18 protein-coding genes are annotated in these 16,886 nt (G+C 64.3%); 6 read left to right on the top strand and 12 right to left on the bottom strand.

The window, feature by feature from the left end:
* Window positions 1-16 precede the first annotated feature (16 nt).
* Window positions 17-1,228 (bottom strand): methionine gamma-lyase, encoded by a 1,212-nt coding sequence (locus tag B8115_RS12410; protein WP_010628127.1) that lies wholly within the window; start codon window positions 1,226-1,228, stop codon window positions 17-19.
* Window positions 1,229-1,358: 130 nt separating this feature from the next.
* Here B8115_RS12410 and B8115_RS12405 point away from each other — a divergent pair, with 130 nt between their 5' ends.
* The 4 genes from B8115_RS12405 (at window position 1,359) to B8115_RS12390 (ending at window position 4,470) form a co-directional block, all read left to right on the top strand.
* Complete coding sequence (locus B8115_RS12405) at window positions 1,359-1,814, top strand: Lrp/AsnC family transcriptional regulator (protein WP_010628126.1); 456 nt, start codon at window positions 1,359-1,361, stop codon at window positions 1,812-1,814.
* A gap of 105 nt (window positions 1,815-1,919) precedes the next feature.
* Window positions 1,920-2,825: a cation diffusion facilitator family transporter gene (locus tag B8115_RS12400; RefSeq protein ID WP_010628125.1), complete on the top strand. Its 906-nt coding sequence runs from the start codon at window positions 1,920-1,922 to the stop codon at window positions 2,823-2,825.
* A gap of 70 nt (window positions 2,826-2,895) precedes the next feature.
* Window positions 2,896-3,513 (top strand): exopolysaccharide biosynthesis protein, encoded by a 618-nt coding sequence (locus B8115_RS12395; RefSeq protein WP_010628124.1) that lies wholly within the window; start codon window positions 2,896-2,898, stop codon window positions 3,511-3,513.
* Between the two features lie 9 nt (window positions 3,514-3,522).
* Window positions 3,523-4,470 carry a threonine/serine dehydratase gene (locus B8115_RS12390; RefSeq protein ID WP_010628123.1) on the top strand — a complete coding sequence of 316 codons (948 nt, stop codon included), beginning with the start codon at window positions 3,523-3,525 and terminating at the stop codon, window positions 4,468-4,470.
* 18 nt (window positions 4,471-4,488) lie between these two features.
* Here the strand turns inward: B8115_RS12390 and B8115_RS12385 are convergent, their stop codons facing one another.
* Complete coding sequence (locus B8115_RS12385; protein ID WP_010628122.1) at window positions 4,489-5,091, bottom strand: LysE family translocator; 603 nt, start codon at window positions 5,089-5,091, stop codon at window positions 4,489-4,491.
* A 99-nt stretch (window positions 5,092-5,190) separates the two neighbouring features.
* Here B8115_RS12385 and B8115_RS12380 point away from each other — a divergent pair, with 99 nt between their 5' ends.
* On the top strand, window positions 5,191-6,588 hold the full coding sequence (locus B8115_RS12380) for a PLP-dependent aminotransferase family protein (protein ID WP_010628121.1): 1,398 nt from the start codon (window positions 5,191-5,193) through the stop codon (window positions 6,586-6,588).
* 85 nt (window positions 6,589-6,673) lie between these two features.
* Here B8115_RS12380 and B8115_RS12375 read toward each other — a convergent pair whose 3' ends face one another.
* From B8115_RS12375 to B8115_RS12355, 5 genes are all read right to left on the bottom strand, one after another.
* Entirely contained in the window at window positions 6,674-7,465 is a 792-nt protein-coding gene (locus B8115_RS12375; protein ID WP_010628120.1) for a DUF2182 domain-containing protein, read from the bottom strand.
* Window positions 7,462-8,109: a DUF1326 domain-containing protein gene (locus B8115_RS12370; RefSeq protein WP_083861833.1), complete on the bottom strand. Its 648-nt coding sequence runs from the start codon at window positions 8,107-8,109 to the stop codon at window positions 7,462-7,464. Before B8115_RS12370 ends, B8115_RS12375 begins: the two co-directional genes overlap by 4 nt.
* Before the next feature lie 47 nt (window positions 8,110-8,156).
* A complete protein-coding gene (locus B8115_RS12365; RefSeq protein ID WP_010628118.1) occupies window positions 8,157-8,738 on the bottom strand; it encodes a TetR/AcrR family transcriptional regulator in 582 nt (193 codons plus the stop codon).
* A gap of 138 nt (window positions 8,739-8,876) precedes the next feature.
* On the bottom strand, window positions 8,877-10,097 hold the full coding sequence (locus tag B8115_RS12360; protein WP_010628117.1) for an acetate/propionate family kinase: 1,221 nt from the start codon (window positions 10,095-10,097) through the stop codon (window positions 8,877-8,879).
* A complete protein-coding gene (locus B8115_RS12355) occupies window positions 10,094-11,512 on the bottom strand; it encodes a bifunctional enoyl-CoA hydratase/phosphate acetyltransferase (protein WP_010628116.1) in 1,419 nt (472 codons plus the stop codon). Before B8115_RS12355 ends, B8115_RS12360 begins: the two co-directional genes overlap by 4 nt.
* A 151-nt stretch (window positions 11,513-11,663) precedes the next feature.
* Here B8115_RS12355 and B8115_RS12350 point away from each other — a divergent pair, with 151 nt between their 5' ends.
* A complete protein-coding gene (locus tag B8115_RS12350; RefSeq protein ID WP_010628115.1) occupies window positions 11,664-12,065 on the top strand; it encodes a RidA family protein in 402 nt (133 codons plus the stop codon).
* 11 nt (window positions 12,066-12,076) lie between these two features.
* On the opposite strand, the gene B8115_RS12345 is transcribed toward B8115_RS12350, so the two are convergent.
* The 5 genes from B8115_RS12345 to B8115_RS12325 all read right to left on the bottom strand — a co-directional run bounded on the left by B8115_RS12345 (window position 12,077) and on the right by B8115_RS12325 (window position 16,733).
* Window positions 12,077-13,072: a substrate-binding domain-containing protein gene (locus B8115_RS12345; protein ID WP_026038088.1), complete on the bottom strand. Its 996-nt coding sequence runs from the start codon at window positions 13,070-13,072 to the stop codon at window positions 12,077-12,079.
* 115 nt (window positions 13,073-13,187) lie between these two features.
* Entirely contained in the window at window positions 13,188-13,676 is a 489-nt protein-coding gene (locus B8115_RS12340) for a gluconokinase (RefSeq protein ID WP_010628113.1), read from the bottom strand.
* Between the two features lie 45 nt (window positions 13,677-13,721).
* Window positions 13,722-15,005 (bottom strand): TRAP transporter large permease, encoded by a 1,284-nt coding sequence (locus B8115_RS12335; protein WP_010628112.1) that lies wholly within the window; start codon window positions 15,003-15,005, stop codon window positions 13,722-13,724.
* 3 nt (window positions 15,006-15,008) lie between these two features.
* Window positions 15,009-15,599 carry a TRAP transporter small permease gene (locus B8115_RS12330; protein ID WP_010628111.1) on the bottom strand — a complete coding sequence of 197 codons (591 nt, stop codon included), beginning with the start codon at window positions 15,597-15,599 and terminating at the stop codon, window positions 15,009-15,011.
* 63 nt (window positions 15,600-15,662) lie between these two features.
* Window positions 15,663-16,733: a TRAP transporter substrate-binding protein gene (locus B8115_RS12325; protein ID WP_010628110.1), complete on the bottom strand. Its 1,071-nt coding sequence runs from the start codon at window positions 16,731-16,733 to the stop codon at window positions 15,663-15,665.
* Between the last annotated feature and the right edge of the window lie 153 nt (window positions 16,734-16,886).

Genomic DNA, 16,886 nt, shown 5'->3' with positions numbered 1-16,886 from the left:
CTTTTGTCTATCCCGATTACGTCCTGGCCTCCAGCGCCTGGGCCAGATCCGCTTGTATGTCCGACGGCGTTTCAAGTCCCACGGAAAGGCGGATCAGCGTTTCGGAAATCCCATGCTCGGCACGCTCTTCGGGGCTCAGTACCGAGTGGGTCATGCTGGCCGGATGCTGGATCAGGCTTTCCGCGTCGCCCAGCGATACGGCTCGCTGAATCAGTTCGAGGCGGTTCATGAAGCGGCGCCCTGCCACCAGACCACCGGCGAGTTCGAAGGCGATGATGCCGCCGAAATCGCTCATCTGCCGCCGCGCCAGCTCATGCTGCGGAAAGCTGGTAAGCCCGGGGTAATGGACGCGCTCGACCGCCGGATGCCGCTCCAGCCAGCGGGCCACCTCGAGCGCCGAGGCAGATTGCCGCTGCATGCGGATTTCGAGCGTCTTCAGGCCGCGCATGATCAGAAAGGCGGTGAAGGGCGACATCACCGCGCCGGTGAAGTCCTTCAGTCCGGTGAGACGCACCCGGTGCATCTCCTCCTCGCTGCCCACCAGCATGCCAGCGATCAAATCGCCGTGGCCGCCCAGGTACTTGGTGGCGGAGTGGACCACGAAATCCGCGCCCCGCTCGATAGGCCGAGTGATGACGGGGGTGGCGTAGGTGTTGTCCACCACCACGCGCGCGCCGTGCCGGTGCGCGATGCGGCTCACCGCCTCGATGTCCACCAGACGCATGGTGGGGTTGGCCGGCGTCTCGAAGTAGACGAGCTTGATGCGCTCGCCGATTGCCGCTTCCAACGCCTCCGGTCGGGAGAGGTCCACGTGCTTGACCCGAATGCCGAACTCGGTCAGGCCGTGATGAAAGAAGGCATGCGTACAGCCGTATAGATGGCTGTCCGTAATCAGCTCATCCCCGGGGCGCAGCAGGCTCCACATCAGCGCGGTGATGGCCCCCATGCCCGAGGCGGTGGCCAGGCCGGCCTCGGCACCCTCCAGGTTGGCCATGCGCTGTTCCAGAGTGGCCACCGTGGGATTGGAAATCCGGGAGTAGAAATGGCCGGGAGCTTCGCCGGCAAAGCGTTCGGCGCCCTGCTCGACACTCTCGAAGGTGAAAGTAGAGGTCAGATGCACGGGCGGTGTCAGCGCCCCCTGCTCGTCCCGGCTGTCGTAGCCGGCATGAATGGCTCGCGTGGCGAAGCCCTGTTCTTGGTGATAACAGCCCTGCTGAGAATGCTGCATGACTCGACTCCACGGTGAGGAATGTCGCTTGTTGTCTTGTCATGCTATGCCCGTATCAAGAGAATTTGCTTTCGTTCTCTGCCTCGTTTAGCTAGTTTTTGGCAATAATATTCCAATAAAAGGCTCAGTCATGGACAAGATCGACCGCAAGATCCTGCATGAGCTCCAGCTCGATGGGCGTCTGAGCAATCAGGACCTGGCCCAGCGGGTCAATCTCTCTCCCTCCCCCTGCCTGCGGCGGGTCCGGCGGCTCGAGGAGCAGGGTGTGATACGCGGCTACACGGCAATCATCGATCAGAAACGCTACGGCTATCCCCTAACCGTCTTCACCCGCATCTCGCTGGCCCGCCACGATACCGAGACGGTGGCCAAGTTCGAGCGCAGGGTGCGGGAGATCGACGAGATCATCGACTGCTTCGTGCTGACGGGGCAGCGCGACTACCAACTGCGGGTAGTGGCAGCCAGCCTCGAGGACTACGAGCGCTTCATGCGCGACACCCTGCACACCATCCCCGGCATCGGCTCCATCGATACCAGCTTTGCGTTTGGGGTGGTGAAGCAGGCGCCGTCGCTTCCACACCTTTAGCCGCTTCCTCACCTTTAGCCTCTTTCACACGCCTAGTTGCCCTCCCTCTCCCCTCTTTCTCCCGGCTCGGTTAGCATGAGAGGTTTTGCGTTTCGAGGAACCATCATGCAAGCCTCTCTCGAGCAGCGGGCGCTCAAGATCTCCATCGTCGTCACCCTCGTGGTCTCCAGCCTGGGGGTGACGTTCGGGCTGCTGGCCGGCTCACAGTCGATCCTGTTCGACGGGGTGTTCTCTACCATCGACGCCGCCATGTCGGCGCTCGCCCTGCTGGTGGCAAGGCTGGCGGTGCGCGAAGCCAGCCAGCGCTTTCAGCACGGCTATTGGCACCTGGAGCCGCTGGTGGCGGCACTCAACGGCAGCATTCTGATGCTGCTGTGCTTCTACGCCTTCCTCAATGCGCTCCAGGGGCTGATGGAGGGCGGCCAGCCGCTGGCCTTCGACGTGGCCATCGGCTACGCCGTGGTAGTCGCCACCATGTGCTACGCCATGGTCTTCTACCAGCGCCGCATCAACCGCCGGGCGCAGTCGGAGTTCGTGCGGATCGACATGCAGGGCTGGCTGATGGCCGCGCTCATCACCACCTCGCTGCTGGTGGCTTTCAGCATCGGCCTGCTGCTGCAGGGCACCGAGTGGGAACACCTGACCCGCTACATCGATTCGCTGCTCCTGGTGATCCTCACGGTCTGCTTCATGCCGGTGCCCATCGGTATCGTGCGCCGTGCGCTGCGCGAGATCCTGCTGATCGCTCCCAGCAACATCGACCGTGAAGTGCACGCCGCCATGGCGCCGGTGATGCAGCGTGAAGGACTGCTCGAATACTTCAGCCACGTGGCCAAGGCCGGGCGCGGGCATTACATCGAGATCCATATCGTCACCACGCCTGAGTTTGCCGCCGAGCGGGGCATCGCCGCTCTGGACGAAATACGCGAGGAGATCGCCGCGAAGCTGAGCCCACCCCCGGAGCGACGCTGGTTCACGGTGGCGTTCACCGCCGATCCGCGCTGGGCCTGAGCGATAGCGAAGCTATGCTGTATGAGGCGCCGCCCTTGAGGCGGCCCTGGACCCAGGCAGCGAGGAGACTATGGCAGTATCCAAGGGAGACACCGAGGATGAGCCCAGAGAGCCGCACAATCTGATCGAACTGATCGAGACCATCGAAGCGATCGAAACCCCTTCGGGCAAGCTGCGTTTCGATGCCGTACTGGAGGCGATCGGACGTCGCTCCTTCGGCCCCCTGCTGTTGCTGGCCGGCCTGGTGACCTTGGCACCGGTCATCAGCGGGATTCCCGGGGTGCCTTCACTGATGGGCATGTTTACCTTTCTGGTATGCGCTCAGTTACTGGTCGGCCGACGCACCTTTTGGCTACCGGCTTGGCTGCGAAATCGCCAGCTTTCAAGCGACAAGGTTCACAAGGGTCTGGGCTGGATGCGCAAGCCATCTCGAATGATCGACCGCCTGGTCTACCATCGCATCTCGTTCATGACCGGCGACTTCGCCATACGTGTGATCGCCGTAACCTGTTTCGTGCTCTCCATCGCCATGCCCCCCATGGAACTCGTACCGCTGACGGTCAACATTGCCGGCGTGGCGCTGACCCTGTTCGGGCTAGCCATCATGGCCCGGGACGGCCTGCTCTCCATCATCGCTTTCATCATTACCGGCATCAGTCTTTTCACCATGCTCTACAACCTGCTGTAGGAGTCTTCCATGCTACCGCTTGAACGTATTCTGGAAGCCCAGCGCCGTATCGCCGACAGCCTGCCGCCCACGCCGCTGCTGCTCGACCATGTGCTGTCCGAGCAGTTCGGGCGGCGCATCTGGCTCAAGGGGGAGCTGTTTCAGCGCACCGGCTCGTTCAAGCCTCGCGGTGGGCTCAACTGGTTGCGCAGCGCCGGCGATGCGGAGTTGGCCGGCGGGCTGGGAGCGGTCTCGGCGGGCAATCACGCCTTGGGGCTCGCCTGGGCGGCCGGCGAGGCTGGTGTGCCGGTGACAATCGTGATGCCCGAGAACGCCAGCGTGTTCAAGGTGGAAGGCAGCCGCAAGCTCGGCGCCGAGGTGATTCTGCACGGCGACATCAACCAAGCCTGGGAGCTGATGCGCAAGCTGGTAGCGGAGCGCGGCCTGACCCTGGTGCACCCCTACGACGACGAGCGCATCATCGCCGGCCAGGGCACGGTGGGGCTGGAGATTCTCGAACAGGCACCCGAGGCTACCGCCATCCTGTGCCCGGTGGGTGGCGGCGGCTTGATCGCCGGTATCGGTTCGGCCGCCGCAGCACTGAAGCCCGAGCTTGCCTTGATCGGCGTGGAACCCAGCGGGGCCGCCAGCATGGCCGCGGCCTGGTCGGCCGGCGCGCCTGAGCGCCTGGCACGGGTCGCTACCTGCGCCAAGAGCCTGGGCGCCGCCATCGTTGGTGAGCACACCTACCCCGTATGCCGTAAAACGACCCAGACACTGCTGCAAGTGGACGACGATGCCATCGGCCGCGCCATGCGCCATCTGCTCTACCAGGCCAAGCTGCTGGCAGAACCGGGCGCGGCCGTGGGTGTGGCCGCCCTGCTCGAAGGGGCGGTCGCACTGCCCCCCGAAGGCGATGTGGTGGTGGTGATCACTGGCGGCAACATGAGCCCGGAGGAGCTGACCGATTTCCTGTAACCACGGTTACCCCCTCGATCAGGCCAGGATGAAGTAGACGCAGGCGGCGGTCAGCCCCCCCATGGTCCAGTTGAAGATTCGCCAGGCGCGGGGCGTGTCGAGCCAGCGCCCGATGGCCACGCCGAATCCGGCCCACAGGGCGATGCAGGGCAGACCGACCAGCTCGGCGAAGGCCGCCAGCATCAGTGCGTTGATCACCAGGTTACCGCCTTCCGGCAGAAACCCTGCCATCAGCGCCAATCCCATGACCCAGGCCTTGGGATTGGCGAACTGAAACGCCGCCGCCTGCCAGAAGCTCAAGGGTCGCCCTTCGCCCTCCAGGCGAAAATCGGGCGGCGGCGCGGTGGCAATCTTCCACGCCAGATAGAGCAGGTAGGCACTGCCGATGACCCGTAGCACCGTCTGCACCGCCGGGTAGCGCTCGAAGATCAGCCCCAACCCCAGGGCAATGCCGGCGAACAGCAGGAAGCAGCCGCCCAGAATGCCGAAGATGTGCGGCAAGGTGCGCATGAAGCCGTAGTTGGCTCCCGAGGCCGTGAGCATCACGTTGTTGGGCCCGGGAGTGATGGTCATCGAGATCATGTAGAGGGCCGCCGGCCCGAGTAACGCCAAAGCTTCCATTGCATTTGCACCCATACAATTTTTGATTTCCGCTTGGATTGTGCGCACAATTTCCAGCATAATCCTGCCAATATTGGCGTCAAAGGTTTTATTGTCACCATGACAATATGGGTTCCTCAGCTCCCTTCCGAGGGCGTGCGCTACCGGGTGATTGCCGATGCCATCGCCCTGGCGATTCAGACCGGCGAGCTCGCTCCGGGTCAGAAGCTGCCGCCGCAGCGCCAGCTGGCCGACCGGCTTGGCGTTACGGTGGGCACCGTGACCCGCGCCTATGCCGAAGCCGAGCGCCAGGGCCGGGTCGTGGCCCGCGTGGGAAGCGGCACTTACGTGCGCGGCAACGAAGCACCGTCGGGCCAGTACTTTCTCGCCAGTCGCCCCGCCGAAGACGGCCTCATCGACCTCAGCCTGAGCCTGCCCCCGCCGCATCCGCTGCGGGCCGCCTCGCTGGGGCGCGTACTGCAGGAGATCGCCGTCGAGGAGCCGCTGCTGCAGCGTGCGGTCGAATACCAGTCGGATCGCGGCGTGCCGGAGCACCGCGAACGGCTGGCGGCCTGGATGACCGAACTCGGCATGCCCGCCGAGGCCGAGTCGCTGCTGGTCACCCAGGGCGGGCAGCACGGTATCAGCCTAGCCCTGCAGGCGCTGACACGCCCGGGCGAGCGCATTGCCGCGGACGTGTTGACCTACCCCGGGTTGATCAGCGCTGCCAGCCAGGCGCACCTCAAGCTGCTTGGCGTGCCGATGGACGAGCACGGCATGGACGTCGATGCCCTCGCCCGGCTCTGCGCCCAGCAGCAGCCACCGCGGCTGGTCTACGTCACCCCCGATCAGAACAACCCGACCGGTACGCCGCTGAGCGAGAGCCGCCGCGAACGACTGGCGGCACTGGCCCATCGCCATGACTTCTGGATCGTCGAGGATGGTGTGCAGTACCTGCCCGCCGTGGAGCGGGGCACCCCGCTCTATCGCCTGGCACCGGAACGCACGCTGTTCATCTTCAGCACCTCCAAGGTACTGGCCGGGGGACTGCGCATCGGTACCCTGCTGGCGCCCGCCATGCTGCGTGAACGCTTGGGGACGGCGCTGCGCGCTCAGAGCTGGATGGTGCCGCCCTTGATGGTCGAGGCGGTGTGCCGCTGGGTCGCCAGCGACGACAGCCGCGTGCTGCTCGACTGGCTGATCGAAGAGCTGGGAGCACGCCAGCGGCTGGCACGAGAACGACTTGTCGGATACTCCCTAGGTGGACGGGCACACGGCAACAATCTGTGGCTGCCGTTACCCGAAGGACAGCGCAGCGCCATCCTGACGGCGGCCCTGGCGCAGCGTAACGTGCTGGTCAGCAGCGCAGAGCCCTTCTGCGTAGGCAGCGAACCGGCGCCCCAGGCACTGCGGCTGTGCCTCAGCGCCGCCGTGTCGCGGGAGGCACTGACCCAGGCGCTGGACACACTAGTCGAACTGCTCGCCGAGCCCCCAGCCGCTCCCTGGCAGACGCTGTAGCATTCCCCGGCATGGCACGGCGGCTCCTGCACGGCAGGAGCCACCGCGAACTTCCTTTCAATCCATGTTCATCAGTGCAGGTTCATCAATGCATGTGCACCAGGGTCGGCATCCACGCCGGGCCGATGAACACCAGTGCACCCAGCAGGATCAGGGCCGTGCCGGCCGGTCGCACCAGCCTGTCTCCATGGCGGCCGATCTTCTCGTAAATCATGAGCGCAGCCAGGGGCGCCATCCACGCCAGGTTGGCAATGCCGACCACGAACATCACCAGCATGAGCGCCCAGCAACACCCCAGGCAGAACAGCCCATGCCGGACGCCGAGCGCCATGGCCCCGCCCCACCCTCGACGGTAATGCGCCAGCAGGAAGGAGCGTGGCTGGCGGCACTTATCCAGGCATCGCGACTTGAGTGAGGTGAACTGAAAGGCCCCGGCCAGCACCAGCACGGCTCCCATCAGCCATTCAGGTCGACGCATCAACCAGTGCCAGTCTGAAAGAGCCATCCCCAGCAGCGTGTCACCCAGCAGGGCCAACACACCGAACATGGTCCACACGAGCAGATAGCCACCCAAGAAGCAGACCCGCGCTACCCCCGGATGAGGTTGGCCGGCTGCCGCCTGACGGAACAGGCCGATCATGGGCAGGGAGGACGGCAACATCATGGCCGCGATGTGCAGCTGCCAGGCGAGCAGGAACAGGATCAGGCTGCTCCATAGCGTCATGTCGTCGACGAGCAGCTGGTGATGATGCACCCACTGCACCCTGCCGGTCAGCTCGGCCACGATGGCCAACAGCCACGCCAGGACAATGATGCCCAGCAACAGGGGCGTGGCAGTGGCAATTCGGTTCGCCTGCCGCTCGAGCACGGCACTCACGGCTCGAACTCCATCTTCCAGGCGGTCTGGATGGCATTCTGCCCGTCGTGAGTCCAGCTCATGCCATGCTGCGGCATGCTGACCCGATAGCGCCGCGACTTACCGAGATAGGCCGGGGCACCCTTGACCGTGGTGAAGGCACTGTCATGCATCGTGGCCGTAGTTCCGTCCGGTGAGGATTGGATCGGGGCAAGCTCCGCCTCGACCCTGCCCTGTGCGATCAAGCGCCCTTCCACCTGCTGGGCCTCATGCACGATCGGCACACGCTCCACGGCCACGATCTCACCTACCAGGCCTGCAAGGTCGGCCAGCGGCCCACCCAGCTTGCCACCGAAGGCGTCCAGCAGCGCTTCGTACTGCTCATCGTCTGCGGCGCTGTCGATCAAGTTGACCGAACGCCAGCCGCCAGCCAACGCATTGCCCGGTATGTACGCCACGTTCATGAGAGTCAAACCGGATACATCGACGCCCCTGGCCTGCCCCTTTTCCAGCTTGAAGGCGATCACGCCATGGCATTCGTTACCGTCGGGGTCTTCACCGAGAAAGCATGGACAGGGCGCGGAGCACGAGCAGATCTCCAGCATCGTGCCCTCGAGTCGATAGCCTGCCTTTGTCGTTGTCGGCGTCGTCATTGTTGTTGTCATGATCCACCTCCATCAGCTTGAGTGTGAGCACCGGCAACCCGGCACGTTCAAGCGTCACGAGTCGCCGCTGCAAAATAGAAATCCAGCATTCGATCGAGCGGTGCCGGATCTCTGAGTAAACGGCTGCGCAAGGCAGCCCCCTCCCAGCAGTTCAGCAGCAGGTTGGCCAGCTCCACGGGGTCGGCATCGGGCGCCAGTTGGCCCTGCTGTCTTGCCTCTTCCAGGCACTCCGCAATATGTCGCGTCACCACGGAGAAACAGTTCTCGATCTTGCGCGCGAAGGTCGGATTCACGCCGGAAAGTTCCTGCCCCAAAGCTCCGAGCATGCAGCCCAGGTGACCGTCTTGACGGTACTTCTCCCGCGATAGCTCGAAGAAGCGTCGTGCCCGATCCAACGGTTGCAGCGTCTGGTCCTGCAAGGCGGCTTCCAGCCCCTGATGCACCTCCTGCATGTACCGATCGACGACCTGCAGGGCGAAGTCCTCCTTGCTGCCGAAGTGATGATAGAAGGACCCCTTGGGTACGCCCGTTGCCTCCAGCAGTGCCTGAATGCCCAAATCGTTGTAACCGTGCTTGAGCAGCATCGATAGCCCGACTTCGAGCAGTTGCTCCTTGGTGTTGAGTGCCATTCTCTCTCCTAGACCGACCGGTCTATTCAGAATAGGACGTACGCAAGCGGCGTCAAGGCCGGCTTGAAAGCCGGCCCTTGGCTGAGAAGCCGATGAAGCCGATGAAGCGATATATAGAGGTGCGGTCGATAGTGCGGATCAGGTCCGCCGCGCCAGCTCGGTGGCGGTGTACCAGGCGATCATGCGCTCTTCGTCGGTGGGTATGACCCACAGCCCGAGCCGGCTGTCCGGTCCGGCGATATCGAGGGCATTCGCGGCATTGGCCGCGTCGTCGAGGCGCGCGCCGAGCCATTCGCAGCCCTGCGCCACGGCAGCGCGGATCGGAGCGGCGCGCTCGCCGATGCCGGCGGTGAAGACGAAATGGTCGAGCCCACCCAGGGCCGCCGCCAGGCTGCCGATCTCGCGCACGATGCGATAGACGAACAGCGCAATGGCCTCGGCGGCTTCAGGCGCCTCGCTGGCCAGCAGTTCACGCATGTCGCCGCTGATACCGGACACCCCAAGCAAACCCGACTCCTTGTAGAGCAGCCGCTGCACGGCCTCGGCGCTCATGCCCTCATGCAGAATCAGATGCAGCACCAGGCCAGGGTCGAGGCTGCCGCTGCGGGTGCCCATCATCAGCCCTTCCACGGCGGTGAACCCGGTGGTGGCGGCCACGCTCTTGCCGTCGCGCAGCGCACACAGACTGGCCCCGTTACCCAAGTGGGCAATGACCACGCGCCCGCCCGGTAGCGCCTGACCACGCTGCCGCTCAGCGCTCAGTGCACGACTGACGTAGTCGAAGGAGAGCCCATGAAAGCCGTAGCGGATCACGCCCTGCTCGCGAAAACGACGCGGCAGCGGAAAGGTCTGCGCTACTGCCGGCTGAGTGGCATGAAAGGCGGTGTCGAAGCAGGCGAACTGGGGCAACCCCGGACGCAGGCCGATCAACGCGCGAACGGGCGCCAGGCCATGCGGCTGATGCAGTGGCGCCAGCTCGTTCAGCGCCTCCAGAGCGGCAAAGGATTCGGCATTCAGGCGCAGCGGTTCGCGGTAGCGGGCGCCGCCATGCACGATGCGGTGGCCCACGGCGCGAATGTCGCCCAATGCCGGGTTGTCCTCGACCCATTGCAGCAGGCGTTCCAACGCTCCTGCGTGGTCCAGCGCTGCCGGTACGTCGTAAAGCGCGGCGTCTTGCTCTTCATTCAGCTCGGTACCGAATCCAGCCTGCAGCTCGGCCCGAGCCCGACTGCCGAGGCCCGAGAACTGGCCGCGGTAGCGCACCTGCATGGCCATGGGGCTGGCAGTGCTGGCGGCATCGAACAGGGCAAACTTGAGGCTCGAGGAGCCGCTGTTCACGGCCAGGATCTCGCCGCTCATGCCCGTGCCCTCTTCTGCTGCTCGGAAACCAGCAGCGCCAGGGCACAGGAGGCCATGCGCGTGATGGCGTCATCGGCGCGGCTGGTGAGCACGATCGGTACCCGCGCGCCGACTACCAGCCCGGCGCCGGTGGCGTCGGCCAGGTAGGTGAGCTGCTTCATCAGCATGTTGGCCGACTCGAGATCGGGTGCCACCAGGATGTCGGCGCGCCCCGCCACCGGCGAGTCGATCCCCTTGGCCGCCGCGGCCGCCTCGGAAACCGCGTTGTCGAAGGCCAGCGGACCGTCGAGCACCCCGCCGCGGATCTGCCCACGCTCCGCCATCTTGCACAGGGCCGCGGCTTCCACGGTCGAGGCAATTTTTGGGTTGACCGTCTCCACCGCCGACAAAATCGCCACTCTGGGCGAAGTGAGCCCGACCGCATGTGCCAGATCGATGGCGTTCTGCACGATGTCCTTCTTGTGCGCCAGGGTCGGATAGATGTTGATCGCCGCATCGGTGATAAACAGCGGGCGGGGGTAGGTCGGCACGTCGAAGGCCATCACGTGGCTCAGGCAGCGCTCGGTGCGCAGGCCGGTGTCACGCTTGACCACTTCGTGCAACAGCTCGTCGGTGTGCAGCGCCCCTTTCATCAGCGCCTCCACCCGGCCCGCCCGAGTCATGGCCACTGCCTCGGCCGCGGCGGCATGGCTATGGGGCACGTCGACCAGTTCGAACTCGGCGATATCGACACCGGCAGCCTCGGCGGCGGCATGCACTTTGGCCTTGGGCCCCACCAGCACCGGGCGAATGAGCCCCTGGCGTGCCGATTCGTAGGCGCCCATGATCGAGACCTCATCCACCGGATGCACCACGGCCATGCTCACCGGCGCGGGATGCTCGGCGGCACTGAGCATCTCGTGCAGGTGCGCCCGCTCGGCCAGCCGTACCCGCGGCAGCACGGTGCGCGGCCGGCGTATCTTTTCTGTCGGCGCCTGCACCTCCGCCTGTCCTTCGATCACGGTTTCACCGTTCTGGTTGGTGCACAGACAGTCGAAGGTGATGCGCTTTTGCGCTTCGTCCTTGGCCTGGGCGCGCACGCTCACTCGCAGCACGTCGCCGAGCCTCACCGGCTTGCGAAAGCGCAGGGTCTGGCCCAGGTAAAGAGTACCGGGCCCAGGCAGTTCGGTGCCGAGCACGGTGGAGATCAGCGCCCCGCCCCACATGCCATGAGCGATGACTTCCTGAAAGCGGGTACTCTTGGCGAAATCATCGTCCAGGTGGGCCGGGTTGATGTCGCCGGACATGATCGCAAAGAGCTTGATGTCATCCAGCGTCAGGCGTTTCTCCAGTGCAGCCGTATCGCCTACCTCGATCTCGTCGAAGGTCCGGTTCTCGATGTAGCCGTTGCCTGACTGTGGTTCCTGACCGTCCATGCGCGTCGCCCTGATCGAATGAAGGAAAATACTGCGTCGCAGCATACTTCAGTCGATAGCATCGGCCAGGCATGCAACGAAGGCAAGCGCCTTGCACCTCTGACAGATGCAACCACAATGAGGGAACGCCATCGCAGCCAGGGGCAGCGCCATGCACCGTTTCCGCAACGACCCGACGCTCGCCATTCCGATCTTTCCCGGCAGCCATATCGTGCTGGACGGCCACTACATCTTCCTTTCCGGCCTGACGGTGACCGACATCCAGGGCGGCGAAGCCGTGTTGGGTGATATCGCCGAGGAGACCCGCTGGGTGATGCGCCGCCTCTCACGCATGCTGGAATATGCCGGCGCCTCGATGGCCGACGTGGTACGGGTAGACGTTCACCTGACCAATCTGGATACCATCCACACCATGGACGCGGCCTACGCCGAATTCTTCGAGAACAAGCGCTACCCCGCCCGCACCTGCACCGAATCGCCACGCCTGAGCGGCGGCTCCAACGTCGAGATCACGCTGATGGCGCGCCAACCCGAGCAAAACGACACAGCCTAGGGGAAGCGGGGCTAAAGCGTCATGCCGGGCTCGATCCTATACCCCAGATCGATCACGGCCTCCTCCAGCGCCTTGCCCTGGATTCTAGCCATCAGTTCGGTGGCAGCGCGTCTGCCGATATCCCGCCGCGGCGTGATCACGCTGGCCAGCCGCGGCGACATCACCTGACCCACGTCGTGGCCGTGGAAACCGGCAATGGCCATTCGCTCGGGTACCGCCACCCCCTGACGCAGACACTCGAAGTAGGCCCCCACCGCCACGTCGTCGTTGGTGCAGAAGATACCGTCGGTTTCCGGGTGCTCGACGAGAATCTCGTTGAGCAGCGCCGCCCCCACGCTGTAGGAGGAGCGCTGGCTGCGATGCAACGTGAGCGGTTCGAGCCTGTGCTCTGCCATGGCCCGTCGATACCCCTCTTCCCGCTGGCGCGTACGCTGGTCGAGGCGCACGGCGAGATAGACGATGCGCCGACGACCTTGGCGAATCATCTCGCTGATCATGTCGTAGGCAGCACGTACGTTGTCGTAGCCCACCGCCTGATGCAGCGGCTTGCTCAGCGAGTCCATGATCTCGACCGTGGGAATGCCCGCGGTTTCCAGCATGCGGCAGGTGCGCGCGGTGTGGTGGCTATCGGAGAGGATCAGCCCGTCAACGTTGTAGGAGAGTAGCGATGCCAGGCTGCGCTCTTCCAGCTCCGGGCTGTAACCGTAGTGCGCCAGCATCAGGTGGTAGCCCAGCGGCTCGGTCACCTCCTCGATACCCACTAGCACGTCGGCAAATACCTGATTGGAGAGCGACGGCACCAGCAGGCCGATGGAGTGGCTGGTGGCACGCGAAAGCAGGTCGGGCGCCCGATTGGGGATGTAGCCGACCTGCTCCGCCACGCTGAAGATGCGCTCACGCAGGCCCTCGGAAACCGTCGCCGGATCGCGCAGACAACGACTGACCGTCATCTTGGTCGCCCCGACCCGGTCGGCGATGTCCTGAAGTGTCGGTCGCTTCTTTTTCACGATTCCCCGCTGACGGTAGTTGGGCCTGCCGGCATCCTGTGCCCGATATCGGCAAAGCAACGCATGATACCGGAGTTCCTCAGGCCACGCTGCCCAGCCCAACCGCTCCGGGCCGTCAGCCTCGGCAGTGTGGCAAGGCCTCGAGAAAGGTGTCGACGATGACCTCCGGCGCATCGGCAATGCCGCAGGTCACGGCCTCGTGCACAGCGGGCGCCTCGAGATCGCGCAGCTGGCTGTCGAGCATCGCATCGCCACGAAAGAAGTGCTCTTCTCTGCTCGCCAGGCGCTCGCGCAGCTGGGCGCGCTCACCTTGGAGGAACAGGAACACGAGCTCCGGGTCGCCTTGCCGCAGCAGCTCACGATAGCGCTCCTTGAGCGCCGAGCAGGCCAGCACCAGGGTCTCATCGCGGCGGCGATGATCGTCGATCAATTGCGCCAAAGTCTCGAGCCACTCACGGCGATCCTCGTCGTCGAGCGGAATGCCGCTCGCCATCTTGGCGACGCTGGTCGGCGAGTGGTAGTCGTCGCCGTCGATGAAGGCGACGCCGAGACGGCGGGCAAGCAGCGCGCCAACGCACGACTTGCCCGACCCCGACACCCCCATCACCACGATGCGGTACGTAGCATCCTTCACGAGATCTCCCTGTGCTCAGTTGCCGCGCACGGCAGCCAGATCGGGCAGCCAGGTCACGATGCCGGGGAAGGCGATCAGCACCACCAGCACCACCAGCAACGCCGCGTAGTAGGGCAACATGGCTTGCACCAGTTGCTCCATGCTGACACGGCCGACGCCGCAACCCACGTAGAGGCAGGTACCCACCGGTGGGGTCAACAGACCGATGCCGAGGATGAAGGCCATCAACACGCCGAAGTAGACCGGGTCGACCCCCACCGAGGTGACGATGGGCGTGAGCATCGGCGCCATGATCACCATGGCCGGGGTCAGGTCCATGACGAAGCCCACCAGCAGCAGCAGGGCCGCCACAATCAGCAACAGCAGGAACGGCTCTTCGGTGATCGCCTGCACTTGGCGCACCAGGGTCTGCGGCACCATGTTGATGGTCAGGAACCAGGCGATGACGGTGGCGAAGGCAAGCAGCAGCAATACCATACCGGTCAGCCGCGCGGTGCGGATCAACATGCCCCACAGCTCGCGGATGTGGAACTCGCGGTAGAACACCAGTGAGATGAATAGCGAATAGAGCAGTGCCACCACCGCCGCTTCAGTAGCGGTGAAGACGCCGCCGATGATGCCGCCGATCACGATCACCGGCAGTACCAGCGCCAGCCAGGCTGCCTTGAACGCACGCCACAGACGGCCCAGCTCGAAGCGGCGGGTCTGCCCGGCATGCTCGATGCTGGCCATGATGAAGGTGGTCACCATCAGCGCGAAGCCGATCATCAAGCCCGGCACGATCCCGGCAATGAAGAGCCGGCTGATCGAGGTCTCGGTGACGATGCCGAACAGAATCAGCGGAATCGACGGCGGGATGATGATGCCGATCACCGAGGAGACGGTATTGATCGCCGTGGCATGGGGCGCGGAATAGCCCTGCTGTTTCATCGACGGAATCATCATCGAGCCGGTGGCGGCGGTGTCGGCCACGGCCGAGCCGCTGATGCCACCGAAGAACATCGACCCGGTGATGGCGACCTGGCCCAGGCCACCGCGCACGAAGCCTACCAGCGCACCTGCCAGCTCCATCAGGCGCCGGGCGATACCGCCATGGCTCATCACCTCACCCACCAGAATGAAGAAAGGAATGGCCAGCAGCGGGAAATTGTTGACCCCGCGGATCGATTGCTCGATCAGGATCGACAGCGGAATATCGGAGAGTATAGCCAGGACCACGGCGGCCACGCCGAGGCCGAAGGCAATCGGCAGCCCCATGGCGATGGAGGCGAACAGGATGCCCAGAAAAATCCACAGCATGGTTCAGTCTCCCGCCTGAGGTTGGTCGAGATTCGGGTCGCGAATCAAGCGCAGGCACTGCCACGCGCGCCACAGCGCAACGGCGACGATGAACAGCGAACAGAGCACCAGCGAGACGTTGATCAGGTTCCATGGAACGCCGAGGATGGCGGTGCGCCCGGTGGAGCGGGACATCACCAGATAACCGCCCCACACCATGATGCTCATCAATGTGGCGATGATCAGGTGCTGCAGCAGATAGAGCGCGTAAGCAGCCCGCGGTTGCAGCCGGCGGACGAGAAAATCGACGGCAATATGTTCGTAGCGGGCGAACGCCGCCGCCGCGCCGATGAAGATCAGCCAGATGAACAGCATGCGGGCCAGCTCATCGGCCCAGGGCAGCGAGCGATTGAGCAGCGAGCGCCCGATGACGTTGGCCGACACCGAAACGATCAGCGCCACCAGAATCGTGGCAATAAGGTGCTCCATTAGGCGGGTGAGCCAGCGAAACGGAGCCGGACCACGGCCACCTTCGATATCGAGTTCGAGCGGCTCGCGCCGAGGGTCTGCCAAGTAGGCACTCGCCTCGTCGGGCAGGGGATTGGGCGAAGTCATGCGGCGCTCCGTACAGGAGCAGGGGGAAGCCCCCTGCCCTACAAGTTCAGACGGATGGGTGAATTACTGGGTGGCGTCGACGATGGACTGGATTTCGGCGATCAGGTCCTCACCGATACGCGGTGCCCAACGGTCGTAGACCGGCTGCACGGCTTCCTGGAAGGCGGCGACCTGGTCGTCATCGAGCCGCGTGATCTGCATGCCGCGCTCCTCGAGCTGGTCACGTGCCCAGTCGTCGTACTCGGTCGACAGCTGAATCTCGTACTCGGCCGAAAGACGCGCCGCTTCCTGCACCAGTTCCTGATACTCCGGCGCCAGACGATCCCAGGTGCGCTGGGACATCATCATGATGAAGGGCGTATAGACGTGACGGGTCTCGGAACCGTAGTCCTGCACCTCGTAGAAGTTGGAGGTCAGGATGGTGCTCCAGGGGTTCTCCTGACCATCGACGACGCCCTGCTCCATGGCGGAGAACAGCTCACCGAAGGCCATCGGTGTGGGGTTGGCGCCCAGGGTTTCCCAGATCGACAGATGCACCGGGTTCTCCATGGTGCGGACGCTGAGACCGCGCACGTCGAGCCCTGCCACATCCTCCGGCGACTCCACCGCACGCGCGCTGTTGGTGAGCTGACGGTAGCCGTTCTCGGAGAAGGTCAACGCCTTGATGCCGGTACCTTCGAAGGCATCGAGCATGCGCTGGGCGGTATCGCTCTGCATTACGGCGATGGCCGCTTCACGGCTCGGCAGCAGGAACGGCAGGTCGAAGACGGCCAGTTCCTGAACGTAAGTAGTGGCCGGAGACGAAGAGGGATAGCTCATGTCCAGCGAGCCGGTCTGCAGCATTTCCATCATCTGCACGTCGTCGCCCAACTGGCTGTTGGGGAAGATGTTGACGGTAATGCGGCCTTCGGTGCGCTGTTCGAGGATATCGGCAAAATAGCGGCTTGAGAGGTACTGCGGCGAGGTATCGGACAGGCCGAGCCCCATGCGCAGCGTGTGGCTGCCGTGATCGCCCACCGCTTCACCCTCGATGGCGGGCGGATCGGAGAGGTCAGGGGCTTGTGCGTATGCAATGCCCAGCGAGAGCGTAGCCGCACCGGCTAGCGTGAGGGTATTGCGCCAGAAAATGGTCATGGCGGACTCCAGTCGATTGTCGTTGTGTATTGGCACGTCTTGGCATCTCCCCGATGGCGTGTGGCCTCGAGCGTCGAATGCGGCTTTTGTTACCGGTAACATTCGATGTCAAAAGGCTAGCCAGGCACGGGGGAGGTGTCAATCACGAACAGG

Source organism: Halomonas sp. KM-1 (assembly GCF_000246875.1).
GTDB classification, from domain to species: Bacteria; Pseudomonadota; Gammaproteobacteria; order Pseudomonadales; family Halomonadaceae; genus Halomonas; species Halomonas aerodenitrificans.
This window is presented reverse-complemented; position numbering and strand designations above follow the sequence as displayed.

Excerpts from the sequence above, each read along its gene's own strand:
- B8115_RS12410 (WP_010628127.1), bottom strand. The coding sequence starts at position 1,228 with ATGCAGCATTCTCAGCAGGGCTGTTATCACCAAGAACAGGGCTTCGCC.
- B8115_RS12405 (WP_010628126.1), top strand. The coding sequence starts at position 1,359 with ATGGACAAGATCGACCGCAAGATCCTGCATGAGCTCCAGCTCGATGGG.
- B8115_RS12400 (WP_010628125.1), top strand. The coding sequence starts at position 1,920 with ATGCAAGCCTCTCTCGAGCAGCGGGCGCTCAAGATCTCCATCGTCGTC.
- B8115_RS12395 (WP_010628124.1), top strand. The coding sequence starts at position 2,896 with ATGGCAGTATCCAAGGGAGACACCGAGGATGAGCCCAGAGAGCCGCAC.
- B8115_RS12390 (WP_010628123.1), top strand. The coding sequence starts at position 3,523 with ATGCTACCGCTTGAACGTATTCTGGAAGCCCAGCGCCGTATCGCCGAC.
- B8115_RS12385 (WP_010628122.1), bottom strand. The coding sequence starts at position 5,091 with ATGGAAGCTTTGGCGTTACTCGGGCCGGCGGCCCTCTACATGATCTCG.
- B8115_RS12380 (WP_010628121.1), top strand. The coding sequence starts at position 5,191 with ATGACAATATGGGTTCCTCAGCTCCCTTCCGAGGGCGTGCGCTACCGG.
- B8115_RS12370 (WP_083861833.1), bottom strand. The coding sequence starts at position 8,109 with ATGACAACAACAATGACGACGCCGACAACGACAAAGGCAGGCTATCGA.
- B8115_RS12365 (WP_010628118.1), bottom strand. The coding sequence starts at position 8,738 with ATGGCACTCAACACCAAGGAGCAACTGCTCGAAGTCGGGCTATCGATG.
- B8115_RS12360 (WP_010628117.1), bottom strand. The coding sequence starts at position 10,097 with ATGAGCGGCGAGATCCTGGCCGTGAACAGCGGCTCCTCGAGCCTCAAG.
- B8115_RS12355 (WP_010628116.1), bottom strand. The coding sequence starts at position 11,512 with ATGGACGGTCAGGAACCACAGTCAGGCAACGGCTACATCGAGAACCGG.
- B8115_RS12350 (WP_010628115.1), top strand. The coding sequence starts at position 11,664 with ATGCACCGTTTCCGCAACGACCCGACGCTCGCCATTCCGATCTTTCCC.
- B8115_RS12340 (WP_010628113.1), bottom strand. The coding sequence starts at position 13,676 with ATGGGGGTGTCGGGGTCGGGCAAGTCGTGCGTTGGCGCGCTGCTTGCC.
- B8115_RS12335 (WP_010628112.1), bottom strand. The coding sequence starts at position 15,005 with ATGCTGTGGATTTTTCTGGGCATCCTGTTCGCCTCCATCGCCATGGGG.
- B8115_RS12330 (WP_010628111.1), bottom strand. The coding sequence starts at position 15,599 with ATGACTTCGCCCAATCCCCTGCCCGACGAGGCGAGTGCCTACTTGGCA.
- B8115_RS12325 (WP_010628110.1), bottom strand. The coding sequence starts at position 16,733 with ATGACCATTTTCTGGCGCAATACCCTCACGCTAGCCGGTGCGGCTACG.